The sequence below is a fragment of the Flavobacterium hiemivividum genome (assembly GCF_004349145.1).
GTDB classification, from domain to species: domain Bacteria; phylum Bacteroidota; class Bacteroidia; order Flavobacteriales; family Flavobacteriaceae; genus Flavobacterium; species Flavobacterium hiemivividum.
In genome coordinates this window covers 553,807-571,204 of sequence record NZ_SMFO01000001.1, presented here as the reverse complement: position 1 = coordinate 571,204, position 17,398 = coordinate 553,807, and the positions used below count along the sequence as shown (strand labels likewise).

Annotated in this window: 17 protein-coding genes; 6 read left to right on the top strand and 11 right to left on the bottom strand. The window is 34.9% G+C overall.

Annotation, left to right across the window (positions count from 1 at the left end; genetic code table 11):
* Nucleotides 1–2: 2 nt before the first annotated feature.
* Nucleotides 3–332 carry a DMT family transporter gene (locus tag E0F98_RS02575; protein ID WP_132108892.1) on the top strand — a complete coding sequence of 110 codons (330 nt, stop codon included), beginning with the start codon at nt 3–5 and terminating at the stop codon, nt 330–332.
* Here E0F98_RS02575 and E0F98_RS02570 read toward each other — a convergent pair.
* From E0F98_RS02570 to E0F98_RS02555, 4 genes are all read right to left on the bottom strand, one after another.
* Nucleotides 329–2,827 (bottom strand): DUF5686 family protein, encoded by a 2,499-nt coding sequence (locus E0F98_RS02570; RefSeq protein WP_132108890.1) that lies wholly within the window; start codon nt 2,825–2,827, stop codon nt 329–331. The two genes, E0F98_RS02575 and E0F98_RS02570, sit on opposite strands and share 4 nt — an antisense overlap.
* A 115-nt stretch (nt 2,828–2,942) precedes the next feature.
* Nucleotides 2,943–3,506, bottom strand: coding sequence for a ribosome recycling factor (frr, locus tag E0F98_RS02565; RefSeq protein WP_132108888.1), 564 nt, complete (start codon nt 3,504–3,506; stop codon nt 2,943–2,945).
* 38 nt (nt 3,507–3,544) lie between these two features.
* Nucleotides 3,545–4,252: a UMP kinase gene (gene pyrH, locus E0F98_RS02560; RefSeq protein ID WP_132108886.1), complete on the bottom strand. Its 708-nt coding sequence runs from the start codon at nt 4,250–4,252 to the stop codon at nt 3,545–3,547.
* A gap of 67 nt (nt 4,253–4,319) precedes the next feature.
* A complete protein-coding gene (locus E0F98_RS02555) occupies nt 4,320–5,099 on the bottom strand; it encodes a patatin-like phospholipase family protein (RefSeq protein WP_132108884.1) in 780 nt (259 codons plus the stop codon).
* Between the two features lie 108 nt (nt 5,100–5,207).
* Between E0F98_RS02555 and E0F98_RS02550 the strand changes: the two genes are divergently transcribed.
* Entirely contained in the window at nt 5,208–5,825 is a 618-nt protein-coding gene (locus tag E0F98_RS02550; protein WP_132108882.1) for a thioredoxin family protein, read from the top strand.
* Between the two features lie 300 nt (nt 5,826–6,125).
* On the opposite strand, the gene truB is transcribed toward E0F98_RS02550, so the two are convergent.
* From truB to E0F98_RS02525, 4 genes are read right to left on the bottom strand one after another with little or no spacing between them, the layout of a single operon-like run.
* Nucleotides 6,126–6,824: a tRNA pseudouridine(55) synthase TruB gene (gene truB, locus E0F98_RS02540; protein WP_132108880.1), complete on the bottom strand. Its 699-nt coding sequence runs from the start codon at nt 6,822–6,824 to the stop codon at nt 6,126–6,128.
* A gap of 6 nt (nt 6,825–6,830) precedes the next feature.
* Entirely contained in the window at nt 6,831–7,640 is an 810-nt protein-coding gene (locus E0F98_RS02535) for an undecaprenyl-diphosphate phosphatase (protein ID WP_132108878.1), read from the bottom strand.
* Nucleotides 7,641–7,883, bottom strand: coding sequence for a DUF3098 domain-containing protein (locus E0F98_RS02530; protein WP_132108876.1), 243 nt, complete (start codon nt 7,881–7,883; stop codon nt 7,641–7,643).
* A 30-nt stretch (nt 7,884–7,913) separates the two neighbouring features.
* The gene (locus tag E0F98_RS02525) at nt 7,914–8,789 is read right to left on the bottom strand and encodes a cell division protein FtsX (protein ID WP_132108874.1); all 876 of its coding nucleotides are present in this window, start codon (nt 8,787–8,789) and stop codon (nt 7,914–7,916) included.
* Nucleotides 8,790–9,004: 215 nt separating this feature from the next.
* Here E0F98_RS02525 and E0F98_RS02520 point away from each other — a divergent pair, with 215 nt between their 5' ends.
* Nucleotides 9,005–11,989 (top strand): leucine--tRNA ligase, encoded by a 2,985-nt coding sequence (locus tag E0F98_RS02520; protein WP_132108872.1) that lies wholly within the window; start codon nt 9,005–9,007, stop codon nt 11,987–11,989.
* Nucleotides 11,990–12,223: 234 nt separating this feature from the next.
* On the top strand, nt 12,224–12,916 hold the full coding sequence (locus E0F98_RS02515) for a zinc metallopeptidase (RefSeq protein ID WP_132108870.1): 693 nt from the start codon (nt 12,224–12,226) through the stop codon (nt 12,914–12,916).
* A gap of 135 nt (nt 12,917–13,051) precedes the next feature.
* Here the strand turns inward: E0F98_RS02515 and E0F98_RS02510 are convergent, their stop codons facing one another.
* From E0F98_RS02510 to E0F98_RS02500, 3 genes are all read right to left on the bottom strand, one after another.
* Nucleotides 13,052–13,522 carry an Lrp/AsnC family transcriptional regulator gene (locus tag E0F98_RS02510; RefSeq protein ID WP_132108868.1) on the bottom strand — a complete coding sequence of 157 codons (471 nt, stop codon included), beginning with the start codon at nt 13,520–13,522 and terminating at the stop codon, nt 13,052–13,054.
* 250 nt (nt 13,523–13,772) lie between these two features.
* Entirely contained in the window at nt 13,773–14,522 is a 750-nt protein-coding gene (locus E0F98_RS02505) for a uroporphyrinogen-III synthase (RefSeq protein WP_132108866.1), read from the bottom strand.
* 13 nt (nt 14,523–14,535) lie between these two features.
* Nucleotides 14,536–15,207, bottom strand: a complete 672-nt coding sequence (locus E0F98_RS02500) for a DUF4271 domain-containing protein (RefSeq protein ID WP_132108864.1) — start codon at nt 15,205–15,207, stop codon at nt 14,536–14,538.
* A gap of 104 nt (nt 15,208–15,311) precedes the next feature.
* On the opposite strand from E0F98_RS02500, the gene E0F98_RS02495 reads away from it, so the two are divergent.
* Nucleotides 15,312–16,037 (top strand): polyprenol monophosphomannose synthase, encoded by a 726-nt coding sequence (locus E0F98_RS02495; RefSeq protein WP_132108862.1) that lies wholly within the window; start codon nt 15,312–15,314, stop codon nt 16,035–16,037.
* Between the two features lie 11 nt (nt 16,038–16,048).
* A complete protein-coding gene (locus tag E0F98_RS02490) occupies nt 16,049–17,389 on the top strand; it encodes a dihydroorotase (protein WP_132108860.1) in 1,341 nt (446 codons plus the stop codon).
* The last annotated feature ends 9 nt before the right edge of the window (nt 17,390–17,398 follow it).

The window sequence follows — 17,398 nt, the reverse complement described above, 5'->3', positions numbered from 1 at the left end:
TTATGAATTGGATTTTATTAGTCATTGGTGGATTGTTCGAAGTGGGTTTTGCTTCTTGTTTAGGTAAAGCCAATGAAACAAAAGGTATCGAATCAACTTATTGGATGCTTGGTTTTTTAATTTGCCTGAGCATAAGTATGATTTTGTTGTATAAAGCAACACAGGAATTACCAATCGGGACTGCTTATGCGGTGTGGACTGGAATTGGTGCTGTAGGAACTGTTTTAGTAGGTATTTTTATATTTAAAGAACCAGCTACTTTTTGGAGAATCTTCTTTTTGACGACCTTAATTGCTTCTATTATCGGATTAAAGTATGTATCGAATCATTAAAGCCCTAGATTCAATGTAAAACTCAATTTGATGGCAATATTGTCTTCTAATCTCGGCAACTGATTTGGGCCATAACGGTAAAATGCGGTGAGGCCTAATCCCTTGAAAATTTGATTGAGTTCTATTCCCGATTCAAAATAGCCTTCGTTTAAGGTTTTGTAATCTAAGCCGAGGTGCTGTTCTGGTTTTTGCAAATTTCCCCAGGCCATTCTAGAGACTAATACAAAGGTAGGTTTGACTTTTTTGAAAATAGTAACTCTATTGAATCCGTGTTTAATTTGGAAATAGACGAACTCACTCGAGAAAAATTCGTTGAAATACATCGTTTCAAAACTGTTTTTTCCTCCAAAGGTGATTCTTTCAATAATAGATTCTTTAGTAATATTATTGGGAGAAGTATTGTACAAATGTGTTAACGGAAGGTCTCCCGTCGCAAATCCTGCTTCAAAAAGTAAATTAGTTTTTTGTCCGTCTAGATATTTTTTCTCATATTCGGTTTTGAAATCGATTTTGCTGAATTTAAAATCATCCTCCAATACATTAGGTAATGATTGTGTAAACTGCAGCGTAAATTTAGGAAAACGTTTTTCCACCTCAACTCTGCCGTTTGGCGTTTGCATATAATCACTAAAAGGATTCCATTGCAACGAGGCCATCGCCGTTGTCATGATATAATTGGGATATAATTTGCCATTTAGGTTATAGACATAATCGAATTTTGGTTCGATTTCGGAACGATTCAGTGTCCAGATACTTTCTGTTTTTGGTAGAATTTGAGTTTTGAATGTGGCTTTCCAAGTCACATAATTGTAAAAAGTACTAATGTTTATAGGTCTTGGATCATAGAGTTTAAAAGGCCTTTTTTCGATAACATATAAGGTGTTTGCGATTTCCCTGACATCGTCAGTATATGATGCGCCAATCCAAGAATCAGAAAGTTTACCCACTCGTGCAGACAAACCAGCGTTATATTTAAAATTTCCATCTTTTGTTCCGTAAGCGGAGTAGCCTTCAATTCTGAAATTTTTCGAAAACTGGTCATTTGTAATTCCGCCAAAACCCAATCGGAAGCCTTCGTAGTTGTTATAGCTGATAATTTTGCGCAAGTCCATGTCAAAAAAGACTAAAGGTAAATAGCCATTAATGACTTTTCGTCCAAAACGAATTCGGCTGGCAATTCTTCTCTTAACGGCGATACTGTCTAAGCCAGAATATGTTTTTTGGCTTCGAATATCTAAACTATCCTTTCGGAAGGATTCCCAAAAACTATCCGGTTTATTAATGGCATCCTCTTTTATTTCGACAGAAATATAACTTTGTTTAATCTTAATAGAGGTGTTGTATTGGATATCAAAATTATCAGTTTTAGAGACTAGGTAAGTAAAATCAGAAGCTGTTTTCTTTCTAGGTTTAAAATCTTTTTCTACATCGCCGTCAAACTGAACCGTTCCACCAAGAATCTTTATATCATCGTCATTTTTTCCTTTTACAATTTTAAAAGTTTTGCTCATGGGAAACCAAATTTCTTCTTGAGGAATATATTGAAATTCGTGGATTCCACTGATATCAAGAACACCTTTTATTCGCATGACAGCCTTAGAAACGGCAAAATTATTTTGGTCAATATACAGCACGCCTTCAAGTCCAGAAGCTTTACTCTTCTTTTTATTTTTAAAATAAATCATGTAAGACGGTCTGCCATTGATGGCGATGGTGTCTAGTAATTTATAATTGTAATCCAGCTGGGCATCAGTAGCAATTGGGCTGTTGTATTTTGTTTCAAAAAGTTCGTAACTGGAGTCGTAAACCGAAAAAGATTGTAGATTAAACCCTAAAATCTCATAGATGGGTTGCTTAAAACCAGCCATTTTAGTTCCTAAAATTGTTTCTTTTAATTTCTGGTTTCCAAACTGGTATTGCGAAACTTTCTCGGTTTGAAATAAATGTTGCTTGCTTACGATCTCTTTAAATTTATGGGCAGAGGAATCGATTTTTGAGAAGGTTTTGCCAATGGAATTCTCAATAAACACCGAGTCGATTTCGCCTTTTAATGAATCAGGATGAGCCGAAACAATTAGTTTGTTGTAAGATTTAAATTCGAAACTACTTAACTTCTTTTGCGGGTTATTCTTGTTTTTATTTTCAATTGCCTTTTTAATTATTGCTAGGGCGGGATTTTTATTCGAAATAACAACTTCTTTTAAATTGTCTGTTTTTAGAATTAAGAAAACCGCATAATAATTTTTCCCGAAAAGCACAGGGACTTTTGTTTTTAGATAACCAATATAAGAAACGTTAAAAAAGGCGATTTCTTTTTTTGATACAATATTAAATTTTCCGTCGACATCAGAAATCGTAGTGGCTCCATCTGCATAAGTAATGGTTGCAAAAGCAAGTGGTTTGTTTGCTGTAGCATCTTTTACAATTCCGTTGATCTGAAACTGAGCCTGAATGGAAATCGTAAAGAGTAAAAGCAATAGCCAAAAATGCTTCATAGATGCCGTTTTATTAGAGAACGATTGCAGTTTCGTTTTGTTGCCGCAAAAATAAGAATAAAAAATCCGTCTCATTATTTAAACGAGACGGATTTTAAAGTTGTTGGTCAAAAAATTAAACCTTCATGATTTCGGCTTCTTTAACCGCAAGATGTTCGTCTATTTTTTTGATATAAGTATTTGTTAAGATTTGCACTTCTTCTTCGGCACTCTTACAAATGTCTTCTGATGTTCCCTCTTTTTCTAATTTTTTGATATCAGTATTCGCATCTTTACGTGCATTTCTAATACCTATTTTAGCGTCTTCAGCTTCTACTTTTGCCTGTTTCGCAAGATCGCGTCTTCTTTCCTCAGTTAATGGCGGAACGCTGATAATAACGATATCACCATTGTTCATTGGATTAAATCCAATATTAGCGATCATGATTGCTTTTTCGATTGTATGAAGCATGTTTCTTTCAAAAGGCTGCAAAGTAATCGTTCTTGCATCTGGAACACTTATTTTAGCCACTTGAGAAAGTGGTGTGGCTGAACCATAATAATCTACAAAGACACTTCCTAGCATCGCTGGAGAAGCTTTTCCTGCGCGAATATTTAGAAACTCTTTTTCTAAGTGTTCAATAGAACCTATCATCGATTCCTTAGTACTATCTAATATAAATTCAATCTCTTCAGTCATAATTTGCAATTTTTAAGTCCCCTTCGGGGATTTAGGGATTATATATTTACTACTGTTCCTATGTTTTCTCCGTCACAGATTTTTAATAAATTACCTTGTTTGTTCATGTCGAAAATTACGATAGGCAATTTATTTTCTTGGCTTAATGTAAATGCAGTAGAATCCATTACATTCAATCCTTTTCTAATTACATCGTCAAAAGAAATAAAATCAAATTTTACAGCGTCTGCATTTTTCTCTGGATCTGAATCATAAACTCCGTCAACACGTGTTCCTTTCAAAATTACGTCGGCATGTATTTCTACACCACGTAAAACTGCTGCAGTATCTGTTGTAAAATATGGATTTCCAGTTCCAGCGCCAAAGATTACTATTCTACCTTTCTCAAGGTGACGAACGGCTCTTCTTTTTATATAAGGTTCAGCAATTGCTTCGATTTTTAATGCAGTTTGTAAGCGAGTAAGCATTCCTTTGTCTTCTAGAGCACCTTGTAAAGCCATTCCGTTAATAACCGTAGCAAGCATTCCCATGTAGTCTCCTTGTACGCGATCCATTCCGTTACTGGCTCCTGCAACTCCTCTAAAAATATTTCCGCCGCCTATTACTATTGCGATTTCGATCCCTTTATCGTGAATTTTTTTGATTTCTTCGGCATATTCAGCTAACCTTACTGGGTCAATACCATATTGTCTGTCGCCCATCAAAGCTTCACCACTTAATTTCAGAAGAATTCTTTTATATTTCATGTCTATATTGAGTTGTTTGCTGCAAATATAGGCATATTCTTTTTTTTTAAATAGTGTCCCTTAATTTTTATAGATTAAGTTTTTCAAAGGAGCTCTTTGCTGCTTCGTAACCAATTTTAAAAATAGCATTCATTTTTGCTTTGTTCATCTCGAATGTGCTGTAAATACTAAGTTCTTTAGGTTCGATTACCCATTCGCAAATATTGAATTTATGCATATCAGAATTAGCAGAAAGAATATCAAAAGCTCGCGTTGTCACTGCTCTTATCGATTTTAAATCCTTGGCTTCTATTTTTTGAATTGGACTCACATAAACACCAATAATATTATCACATTGTCCTTGTAATATGTCAGTTGGGAAATGGTTCAAAATTCCGCCGTCACTATACAGATCGCCGTTAATTTCGTAAGGAGATATAATTCCAGGAAAAGCAGAAGAAGCTAAAAGGGCATCAATAATTTTTGTTTCTGCGTCAAATATCTTCAGGCGACCTTTTACCATGTCTGTTGCCGTAATTTGTGTTGGAATTTTTAATTCTCCAATCAGGGCATCCTGAAATATGTAGTGAAAGTATTCTTTAAAAGACTCAGAATCTACTAAGCCTGCTTTCTTAAAAGTAAAATGCCTCCATTGAAATAAATATATCGATTTAAAAAAGTCTAAAATCTCATCAGGGCTTTTTCCCCAGGAATACATTGCTGCCACAATTGCGCCGGCGCTTGTGCCAGCAATTCGATTGGGGCGAATGTTTTGCTCTTCTAGAAATTTAATGGCTCCTGCGTGAGCAATGCCTTTTGATCCTCCGCCTGAAAGTACAAGTCCAATTGAATTTGAATTAAAATCCATTTCTCTTTTTAATTTGTTCTAAAATTAATCTTTTGCTTATTTTTAAGTGACTTTTGTAATGTTAAAAATTATTAAATTGTTTTAACTTTACATAAATATCCATAAATCATGAAAAAATCGATTGCTAAAGCATTATTTAATAGTCATTCGTATGCCGAATACAGGAAATTAATTACAGATTTATTAAAAGTAGATAAATCAACAGGTAATGAACAGTCTCCGGAATTAACTAATTACAGTCTTTTAAATGAGACTCGAATGAATCGCTTAGAGAAAACATTACAAATTCCAGAAGAGAATGTTGTTAAATTAAATGCTCTCAAGTACGATTACATTTGGCTGGTCCTTTCGGAAGGCTGGTGTGGAGATGCGGCACAATTGTTACCTGTATTTGATAAAATGACCGCTGCTTCTGATGGTAAAATAGAGATGAGAATTGTTTTGCGCGATGAAAATGAAGAGTTGATGAATATGTTTTTGACTAATAAAGGCAAAGCGATTCCGAAACTTATTGTTATCAATAAAGAAACGAGTGGTGCATTAGCACATTGGGGACCACGACCAAAAGGAGCTAGCGATTTAATTGCTGCTTATAAAAAAGAACATGGCGTCCTTGATGAGCAAGCAAAAACCGATTTGCAATTGTGGTATTTACACGATAAGGGAATGACTTCTCAAGACGAAATTATCTGGATGATGCTTGACTTAGACAAAGAAGTAGAGTAATAATATTTAAAAGCTGATTCAGGAAATCCCTAAACTTATATTTCCTGAATCTCTTTGATTGTTAATCGGAAAATCATAATGGTTTATTTCGATAAAAAGTAAAATGTCATCTGAGGATTGTAGCCCAAGGCTGAGCTTTTTATATTCTCCGGTTAAGTCACCGCGACTTAATGCGTTTGCTTTTCCAAGTCCTAGCTGCAGTGTAATTCTGGTTTCTTCTCCTATTTTTTGTCTTGGGCTAAAAGACTTCCGCTGAATAGTAATAGGAATAAAAGCGGTTTTAGAAGCTTCAAAATAGGATTATTTTGATTCTAAATTTTCTTCGAATGCTATAACATCTACCCCGTTTTTTACATCATAATCACCAATTTTTGTACGGCGCAAGGCTGTTAAATGCGAACCTGAATTCATGGCGCGTCCAAAATCAAAAGCTAAAGAACGAATGTAAGTCCCTTTACTGCAGACTACTCTGAAATCAATTTCAGGAAGTGCTATTCTAGTAATTTCAAATTCGTGAATGGTAGTTTTCCTAGATTCGATTTCTATGCTCTTGCCTGCACGAGCATGCTCATATAGTCTAACACCTTCTTTCTTTATAGCAGAAAAAATAGGTGGAATTTGGTCTATTTCACCTAGAAATTGCTTCACGGTTTCGTGGATTAATACTTCGTCGATATGTGAAGTAGGGAAGGTCTCGTCTATTTCCGTTTCTAAATCGTAAGAAGGGGTTGTGGCTCCAATGAAGAAAGTTCCGGTGTATTCTTTGGCTTGGCCTTGAAGTTCTGTAATCCTTTTGGTAAACTTTCCAGTACAAACTAAAAGTAATCCAGTGGCTAGAGGGTCTAAAGTTCCAGCATGACCAATTTTAAATTTTTTAGGAAGTCCCAGTTTGTTAATCAGCGCATATTTTAATTTATTTACCGCCTGAAAGGAAGTCCAATTCAAAGGCTTGTCAATCAATAAAATTTGTCCGTTTAAGTAGTCTTCGGGAGTTAGCAAAGGAGTTTAATTTAGGTATGTGAAATAGATAAGTAAGAAAGAACCAACAATAATTCGATACCAACCCCAAGGTTTAAAACCGTATTTTTTGATGATTTCGATAAAAAATTTAATGGCTAAAACCGCAACGATAAAAGCAATTAGATTTCCTATTATAAACATTTTTATATTCCCGTCTGATTTTAAGATTAGCTCGTAACCTTTCATTTGAGAGGTTTCGTACGTCTTTAAAAACACAGAATAACAGGTTACCGCTAACATTGTTGGCACCGCTAGAAAAAAGGAGAACTCTGCAGCAGCATGACGAGTAAGCCCTTGTTGCATACCACCAATTATAGATGCAGCTGATCTGCTCGTTCCTGGCATCATGGCTAAACATTGCCAGAAACCAATAATAACTGCTTTTTTCACAGTAATATCTTCTTCTTTAAGCACGGTTGGGTTCTGAAAACGACTGTCGACAAATAGTAATATGATCCCCCCAATAATTAATACAATTGCAATAGGGACAGGATCGCCTAAAACCGCTTCGATTTTGTCATCGAATAATTTTCCTAGAACCAAAGCTGGAATTACTGCAGCAATTAATTTGATGTAAAAATTAAATTTCGAAAAGTCAAAAAACTTTTTCCAATACAAAGCCACTACGGCCAAAATCGCTCCAAATTGAATCGATACTTGGAAAAGTTTAACAAAATCGTCTTCTTGAATTCCAAAATAGGAGCTGACAAATACCATGTGAGCTGTTGAAGAAACGGGAAGAAATTCTGTCAATCCTTCGATAATGGCAATTAAAAGTGCTTGAAAAGTATTCATTTATGCGTTCTTTGGATTTTTTAGTATGGCGTAAATTGTAATTCCAAAACCAATTAAAACGGTTGTTGGAGCGAGGCGTATTCTTCTAAAACTAAATATAGCATCGCTATATACGTTAGGATCATCACTTCCTCCGCCAGACATTAGAATAAACCCTAGGGTAATTACTCCAATTCCAATAAGTAGAATTTTATAATTTATTTTTCCAAAAAGGAATTCGTGTTTTGGGTCCTTGTCTTTCATGTATGCTTTTTTACTTTTTAAATTCTGAAATTAATATAGGTCGTCTGTTCTTAAGTTCAAGAATTTCTGCGTCGCAAAATGAGTGCTTAACCAAGTAATCAAAATTCCAATTCCTAACACCGATAATAAAACTCCCCCAATAAGAGGTTTGTTCTCAAGAATTCCTAAATCAGGAAAGCTATTTTCTACATATAGTAACACACCGATAAGTGCAATAATAGCTAAAGTAGCACCTAGCATTCCTAGTTTTATACTGCGCATCACAAATGGTTTTCTAATAAATGATTTTGTTGCCCCTACCATTTGCATGGTTTTGATGATAAATCGGTTGGAGTAAATCGATAGTCGCAATGAGCTATTGATTAATAAAACTGCAATAAAAGCAAGGAATCCGCTGATTATTAAAATCCACAAACTCACTTTTTTAATATTGTCGTTTACTAAATTCACTAATTGTTTGTCATAGACAATATCTGAAATCATAGGATTGGTACGCAATTGTTTCTCAATTTTAGCGATAGAATCCTTCTCAACATAATCAGCTTTTAAGTGAATGTCGAATGAGTTTTGTAGAGGATTTTCACCAAGAAACGTCATGAAATCTTCGCCTATTATATCAGTATGTTGTTTAGCAGCTGCTTCTTTAGTTACAAAGTCCGTTGATCTTGCATAGGGAGCTGTTTTTAATTTGGTTCCAAAAGTTTTTAAGATGCTGTCATTAGCTTCGTTTTTGAAAAATACCGTCATGGCAATTTTTTCCTTGAAGTCGTCTGCTAGTTTTTTAGAATTTATTATAAAAAGACCTAATATTCCTAACAGGAATAGCACTAAGAATACACTTAGAACGACCGAAAAATAAGACGAAATTAACCTGCGTTTTTGAAACCTATCAAATGAAGAACTCATAGTTTACTTTAATTATGGGGTAAAAATAATAAAGAATTTCTTTATTTGAAGTTAATAACGCCCAAAGTTTCAACTTTCGTACAATAAACGTAAATTTGCCACCTTAAAATGCAGAACGTTATAGTTTTTGTCACTTTGAAAGGTTAGTAGCCTAAGGTAATGATTCGAGCTTTTGCGACAGCATGACTCCGTTAAAATAAAAATATAAAAAGGGAATGAAATATAATCCGAACGAGATAGAAGCCAAATGGCAAAAATATTGGGCAGAAAATCAAACATTTGCCGCTGTAAATAACTCTGAAAAACCAAAACATTATGTGTTAGATATGTTTCCTTATCCATCAGGCGCGGGACTGCATGTAGGACATCCTCTGGGTTATATCGCTTCAGATGTGTATGCAAGATATAAAAGGCATCAGGGTTTTAATGTGTTGCACCCAATGGGTTATGACAGTTTTGGATTACCAGCTGAACAGTATGCTATTCAAACCGGACAACGTCCTGAAGATACCACTTCGGTTAATATTGATGGAGGATTTGATAAAGAAGGAAATAAAATTGCGGGATATAGAAAGCAACTAGACAAAATTGGATTTTCATTTGATTGGGCTAGAGAAGTGCGCACTTCTAATCCAGATTATTACAAACATACCCAATGGATTTTCATCCAGTTATTTAATTCTTGGTACAACAAAGACAACGATAAAGCCGAAGATATCTCCACTTTAGTTGCCCTATTCGAGGTAAATGGAAATGCCGCTGTCAATGCAGTTTGTGATGATAAGATTGCGCCTTTTACATCTAGTGAGTGGAACGCTTACGCAAAAGAGCAACAGCAGAAAATTTTGTTACAATACAGATTGACGTATTTAGCAGAGACTGAAGTGAACTGGTGTCCGGGTTTAGGAACTGTTTTAGCTAATGACGAAATTGTAAACGGAGTTTCAGAACGTGGTGGATTCACGGTGGTTCGTAAAAAAATGACCCAATGGAGTATGCGTATCTCCGCTTATGCAGAACGTTTGTTGCAAGGATTGAATGATATTGACTGGAGCGAAAGCATCAAAGAAAGTCAGAGAAACTGGATTGGAAAGAGTGTTGGTGCGATGGTTTCTTTTAAGGTGAAAAGTGAATCGTCAGAAGTGAATGGTGAGCAACATTATATTGATGTGTTTACTACAAGACCAGATACTATTTTTGGAGTTACGTTTATGACATTAGCTCCAGAGCACGAATTGGTGGCTCAAATTACAACTCCAGAACAAAAAGCAGCGGTTGAAGCGTATATAGAAAAAACAGCAAAACGATCTGAAAGAGAGCGTATGGCCGATGTTAAAACCATTTCGGGAGTTTTTACTGGAGCTTATGCTGAGCATCCTTTTACTAAGGAAGCAATTCCAGTTTGGATAGGAGATTATGTTTTGGCAGGTTATGGAACAGGTGCTGTGATGGCTGTTCCGTGTGGAGACGAAAGAGATTATGCTTTTGCTAATTTCTTTAAAGGTCATCCCGAAGCTTCGGGAGGAATGCCGGAAATTAAAAATATTTTTGACAAAGACATTTCTGAAGCAGCTTTTGGGGCGAAGGAAGGATTTCAAATAGTAAACTCGGATTTCCTAAATGGAATGGGGTATAAAGAAGGTACAAAAAAAGCAATTGCCGAATTGGAAGCGTTAGGTCAAGGAAAAGGAAAAATTAATTACCGTTTGCGTGATGCTGTTTTCTCTCGCCAACGCTATTGGGGAGAACCATTTCCAGTGTATTATGTGAATGGCTTGCCCCAGATGATCGATGCACAATATTTGCCAATCATTCTCCCAGAAGTAGAGAAATATTTACCTACAGAAGACGGTTTGCCGCCTTTAGGAAATGCTGAGGTTTGGGCGTGGGACACTGCTAAGAATGAAGTTGTAAATACTGATTTAGTTGATCATAAAACTATTTTTCCTTTAGAATTGAATACGATGCCAGGTTGGGCGGGAAGTTCATTTTATTGGATGCGTTATATGGATCCTCAAAATGAAAACGAGTTTGCAAGCAAGGAAGCTTTGGCGTATTGGGAAAGCGTTGATTTGTACATTGGTGGAAACGAACATGCGACTGGACACTTGTTGTACTCTCGTTTTTGGAATAAATTCCTAAAAGATAAAGGTTTTGCGCCTACTGAAGAGCCATTCAAGAAATTAATCAATCAAGGAATGATCTTGGGGACTAGTGCAATTTCTTATCAATTAATGTGTACGGATAATTTGACAATATTTGTTTCCAAAGAAGTAATTGATAAAGGTGAAGATTATACTAAGTCTAAAATCAATGAATATTATAAAAATAGAAACTTGTCAATTCCAGAATTAATTAAAATTAGTATTAGTTTTTCACCTATTCACGCCGATGTTTCAATGGTGAATTCATCAGATGAATTAGATACTGAAAGGTTTAAAGCGTGGAGAGAATATTATAAAGATGCTGATTTCATTTGTGACGACAACGGAAAATACATCGTTGGTCGCGAAGTAGAAAAAATGTCTAAGTCTAAATACAATGTAGTTACTCCAGATGATATTTGCAATGAATACGGAGCCGATACTTTACGTTTGTATGAAATGTTCTTAGGTCCATTAGAGCAAGCAAAACCATGGAACACAGCAGGTATTTCAGGAGTATTTGGTTTCTTGAAAAAACTATGTCGTTTGTATTTTGACGAACACAATTTGATTGTGACTGATGAAGTCCCAACAAAAGACAATTTAAAAACATTACACAAAACCATTAAAAAAGTAGCCGATGATATTGAGAATTTCTCTTTCAATACTTCAGTTTCGCAGTTTATGATTTGTGTGAATGAATTGTCAACTCAAGGTTGTCATTCTCGCGCTATTTTAGAACCATTGGCTATCGTGATTTCGCCTTATGCTCCGCACATTGCTGAGGAGTTGTGGTCGTTATTAGGGCATGAAGGTTCTATTGCAACGGTTCCTTTTCCTGTTTTCGAACCAAAACATTTAATAGAAAGTAGTAAGGAATATCCTGTTTCTTTTAACGGAAAAATGCGTTTCACTATCGAATTGCCTTTGGATTTAACCAAGGATCAAATCGAAGAAATCATTATGAAAGACGAAAGAACGATAAAACAATTAGAAGGAAGAACGCCAAATAAGGTGATTATTGTCCCTGGGAAAATCATTAACTTGGTAGGGTAAATTTCTTAAATAATTCAACACTTAAAAACCAAATTCCAATTAGTGGGATTTGGTTTTTTTTTTTTGTAAAAAAAGGTTCTTGTTGTAAGGTTGGAATTTCTCTATTTGGAATTTCATTCTTTCGATCGAAATTATTATTTAATAAATATTTAACCAATGTCAATTTGGCATTTTCAAAATTTGGTTCGTAATTTGATATTTCCTTTGTAACTTTAAAAAATAAAACACTGAATTATGGGAATGAGTTATTTAATTCTTGCCGGAGCAATCATGCTGGCAAGCTGGGCGGTAAGCGCAAGGCTAAAAAGCAAATTTGCACATTATTCTAAACTGCAATTGCAAAATGGCATGAGTGGTGCTGAAATTGCCGAGAAGATGCTGGCAGATAATGGAATTCGCGATGTACGTGTGATTTCAGTAGCTGGTCAATTGACAGATCATTATAATCCAGTTGATAAAACGGTGAATCTAAGTGAGGCGGTTTACAACCAGCGCAATGCAGCTGCGGCAGCCGTTGCGGCACACGAATGTGGTCACGCGGTACAACATGCTGTAGGTTATGAATGGTTGACTATGCGTTCTAAATTGGTTCCGTTTGTAAATGTAGCCTCTACTTATATGCAATGGATTCTTTTAGGAGGGATTTTGTTAATGAATACTTTTCCGCAATTATTGCTTTTCGGAATTGTACTTTTTGCTGCAACAACTGTTTTTTCATTAGTGACTTTACCTGTAGAATATGATGCTAGTCATCGCGCTTTGGCATGGTTAGAGAACAAAAGAATGCTTACGCAACAAGAGCAAGCTGGAGCTAAAGATGCTTTAAAGTGGGCTGCTAGAACTTATTTGGTTGCTGCTTTAGGTTCTATTGCTACCTTATTGTATTATGTTTCCATTTATATGGGCGGCAGTAGTCAAAGAGATTAATCTTTAAAAACTCCGATTTCAAAACTTCAAATTCTAACTAAGAAGTAGGGAATAAGATGTTGTTATATCTAAAAAATCCAAATTCCATTAGCTGGGATTTGGATTTTTTTTGGATTTTAATTAAAGTGTATTTTTTTAGAGCTGTATTTGTCTGTCAATTTGCTGATCTAAGGAAATGAAGGTTTCTGTTCTGGAAACACCTTCTATCACTTGAATTTTAGAATTTAGCAATTGCATTAAATGCTGATTGTCTCTACAGATTATTTTAATCAATATAGACCAGTTTCCAGTGGTAAAATGACATTCTAAGACTTCGGGGATTTTTCTTAATTCCTTTACAGCTTCTGGGTTTCGGGCTGCTTTGTCAAGGTAAACTCCAATAAAAGCCATGGTGTTGTATCCAAGAACTTTGTGGTTTACGACAAATTTTGAACCTGAAATTACTCCAGACACTTCGAGTTTTCGCAATCTTTGATGAATAGCCGCTCCCGAAATTCCTATTTTATTCGCGATTTGGAGGATTGGTTTGCGAGCGTCTTCCATAAGGAATCTTAAAATTTCTTTGTCGATTCCGTCTATTTCTACGACCATGGAGTTTAATTTCATAAGTTTGACTTTAGAACTAAAACTAGAGTTTTTAGTTGTAATTGAAAACCAAATTTAAGTAAAAACAAACAATAATAAGGTGTTTAAACGTTAATTAGAAAAGTATTCTAACGTTGAGGTGTTTAAGATTTCAATTGTTCGCTAATGAATTGTAGAATAGGAAGTGCGGTAGTGTTACTTAGAAATCAGGCATAAAAAAACCACCTGTAACAAAATACAGATGGTTTTTATTATGAGGAAAAGCTAAGAACTATTTACCTTTATTAGCTTCAGTAATGTATTTTTCTAAGGCCATTGTCATCGAAGGTGCATTTGGCGAAGGCGCTAGAATATCAACTCTTAATCCATTGTCCAATGCTTCTTTTTGAGTTGTACTCCCAAAAACAGCTATTCTAGTATTGTTTTGTTCGAAGTCTGGGAAGTTTTTAAATAATGATTTAATTCCAGTAGGACTAAAGAAGGCTAGAACATCATAATACACATCAGCTAAGTCAGAAAGGTCACTCATAACTGTTTTGTAAAAAATAGCTGGAGTCCAGTCTACTTTTAATGCATTAAGTGTGATGGTTGCGTCAGCATTTAATTGATCTGAAGCCGGTAAAAGAAATTTTTCGTCTTTGTACTTTTTGATCAATGGAGATAAATCTGCAAAGTCCTTGGGACCTACGTAGATTTTACGTTTTCTATAAACAACGTATTTTTGCAAATAAAAGGCTACAGCTTCAGACTGGCAGAAATATTTCAAGCCTTCTGGTACTTTGAAGCGCATTTCGTCTGCGACTCTAAAGAAATGATCAACCGCATTTCTACTCGTTAAAATAATTGCAGTATATTGATTAAGATCGATTTTTTGAAGTCGAATCTCTTTAGCATTAACTCCTTCTATATGAATAAAAGGCCTGAAATCAATTTTCACTTTATGCTTCTGTTGGAGTTCAAAGTAAGGAGAGTTCTCTACTTTAGGCTCAGGTTGTGACACCAAAATTGTTTTCACTTTCATATTTTAACTTTTTCTAAGCGCCCCCTTTTTTAAACATAAAAAACATAAAAAAATAGGGGGCTATTTCGAGAGCGCAAAGATATAAAATAAAATAAAACAACTTACCGAATATTAGATTTTGATATTTTTTTATAGAAACAATATATATTAAAACATTGACAATCAATATTGTAGATATTATTATAAGTGGAATATTTCTCGATATTGTATCGTAATAGAATAATATAATGTTAATGGGTAGGATAAATAGCCCAATATAGGTTCGATAAGCAACTTTTTGGAGGTTGAAATGCTCCATAAAATCCTCAATATTAAATGCGGTAGCAATGATTTTTTCTATTAAATATTTAGATAAAACAAAGAATAGTAGTAAAGTGATAATTTGAATGTAGAATATTAAGTCTGTCTTAGAACCATATCCAAAAAAACTTAGTGAAAGCTGAATGAAAAAAGCAATGGAAATAACTTGCACAAAAAACAAGGAAATTGTGAAACTGTCTCTTAAGTGGCTTCCGTCGCGATAAACCTTAGAATATTTATCTGAAAAGATCAAATTCATAAAATCGCTAAAGCGGTTTTCATAAACTGATTTGGTAATTGCGACAATAGCAAATGCCAATACAAATAAAAGGATTGCCCAATCTTTGCTTTCTGTTATTCTTGGATTAAGTAGGTGTTCTATCATAGCGTGACAAAATTAGTAATTTTTTATATCAATCTTTTTATTATAAATTTATTATGAATGAAATGCTATAAAAACGTTACTTTTGCACTGAAATTACTAGAAATATGAACGACTGTATTGTTATAATTCCTACCTATAACGAAATTGAGAATATTGAAAGCATAATCAGGTCGGTACTTTCCCAACACAAACCTTTTCATATCCTTATTGTAGACGACAATTCTCCGGATCAAACCGCAGATAAAGTCAGATTGCTTCAAGGCGAGTTTGAGGGTCGTTTATTTTTGGAAAATAGAGAAAAGAAATCTGGACTAGGTACTGCCTATGTTCATGGGTTCAAATGGGCATTAGAGAGAAAGTATGGTTTTATTTTCGAAATGGATGCTGATTTTTCTCATAATCCGAATGATTTAGAGAAGCTATACAATGCTTGTCACTTTGGAACTGCTGATCTTGCGATTGGTTCGCGCTATGTTACAGGTGTAAATGTCGTTAATTGGCCGTTAAACCGAGTGTTGATGTCTTATTTTGCATCGGTATATGTTCGAATTATAACTGGAATGAAAATTCATGATGCTACGGCAGGTTTCGTTTGTTATAAAAGAGAGGTGCTTGAAGCGATTAATCTCGATAAAATAAAATTTGTGGGATACGCGTTTCAGATTGAAATGAAATACAGAACGTTTTGTAAAAAATTTAATATTGTCGAAGTGCCAATAATTTTTACAGACCGCACAAAAGGAGAATCAAAAATGAGCAATTCTATAATTATTGAAGCCGTTTTTGGAGTAATTTCTCTACGATTAAAAAAATTAGTTAATAGTTTATAAGCAAAAATACAATGAATAGGGTTTTAATTAAGAATGCCAAAATAGTAAATGAAGGGGTAATTTTTGAGGGCGATGTATTAATTGAAAATGACTTAATTGTTGAGGTTTCAGAAAGTATCAGCGCGAAATCATCAAATTGTGTGATTATCGACGCAGAGGGGAACTATTTAATGCCGGGTGCTATTGATGATCAAGTGCATTTTAGAGAGCCAGGTCTTACTTATAAAGGGGATATAGAAACGGAATCTAGAGCGGCCGTTGCCGGTGGAATTACTTCTTACATCGAGCAGCCTAATACGGTTCCTAATGCGGTTACGCAAGAAATTTTAGAAGAAAAATACCAGCTTGCTGCTGAGAAATCATATGCGAATTATTCGTTTATGATGGGTGCAACTAATGATAACTTGGAGGAAGTTCTAAAAACAAATCCGAAAAATGTTGCCGGTATAAAAATATTTTTAGGTTCATCAACAGGGAATATGCTCGTTGATAATGAAGCTACTTTAGAAAAAATATTCTCCAGTACACCTATGCTTATTGCAGTTCATTGTGAAGATGAAACTACTATAAAAAACAATTTAGAGAAATACAAAGCTGAATTTGGAGATGATGTTCCCGTTACGGCGCATCATTTGATTCGAAGTGAAGAAGCTTGTTATATTTCTTCTTCCAAAGCGGTTGCGCTTGCTAAGAAAACTGGAGCTCGTTTGCACATTTTTCATCTTTCAACTGCTAAAGAAATGGATTTGTTCACAAACAAAATTCCATTGGAACAAAAGAAAATTACTGCCGAAGTTTGCGTGCATCATTTATGGTTTACCAATGACGATTATGCTACCAAAGGGAATCTTATAAAATGGAATCCAGCGGTAAAAACAGCAAATGATCAAAAAGTGCTTTGGGAAGCTTTGCTCGATGGTAGAATTGATGTGATTGCTACTGATCATGCACCGCATACATTAGAAGAGAAAAAGAAATCATATCTAGAAGCTCCTTCTGGAGGACCTTTAGTTCAGCATGCCGTTGTGGCTATGTTTGAAGCTTTTCACCAAGGTAAAATAAGTGTTGAGAAAATTGTCGAAAAAATGTGCCATAATCCGGCTAAGATTTTCAAAATTGAAAAACGTGGTTTTATTAAAGAAGGATATTATGCCGACTTAGTAATCGTAAACCCGGGTTTGCCTTGGAGCGTTAAGAAAGAAAATATTTTTGCTAAATGCGGATGGTCTCCATTTGAAGGATTTACTTTCAAATCTAGAATTACTCATACTTTAGTAAATGGACAATTAGTGTATAGTGCTTTTAAAGTAAAAAATATTCGCGCAGGAAAAAGACTTTTGTTTGATCGCTAATAGACAAAT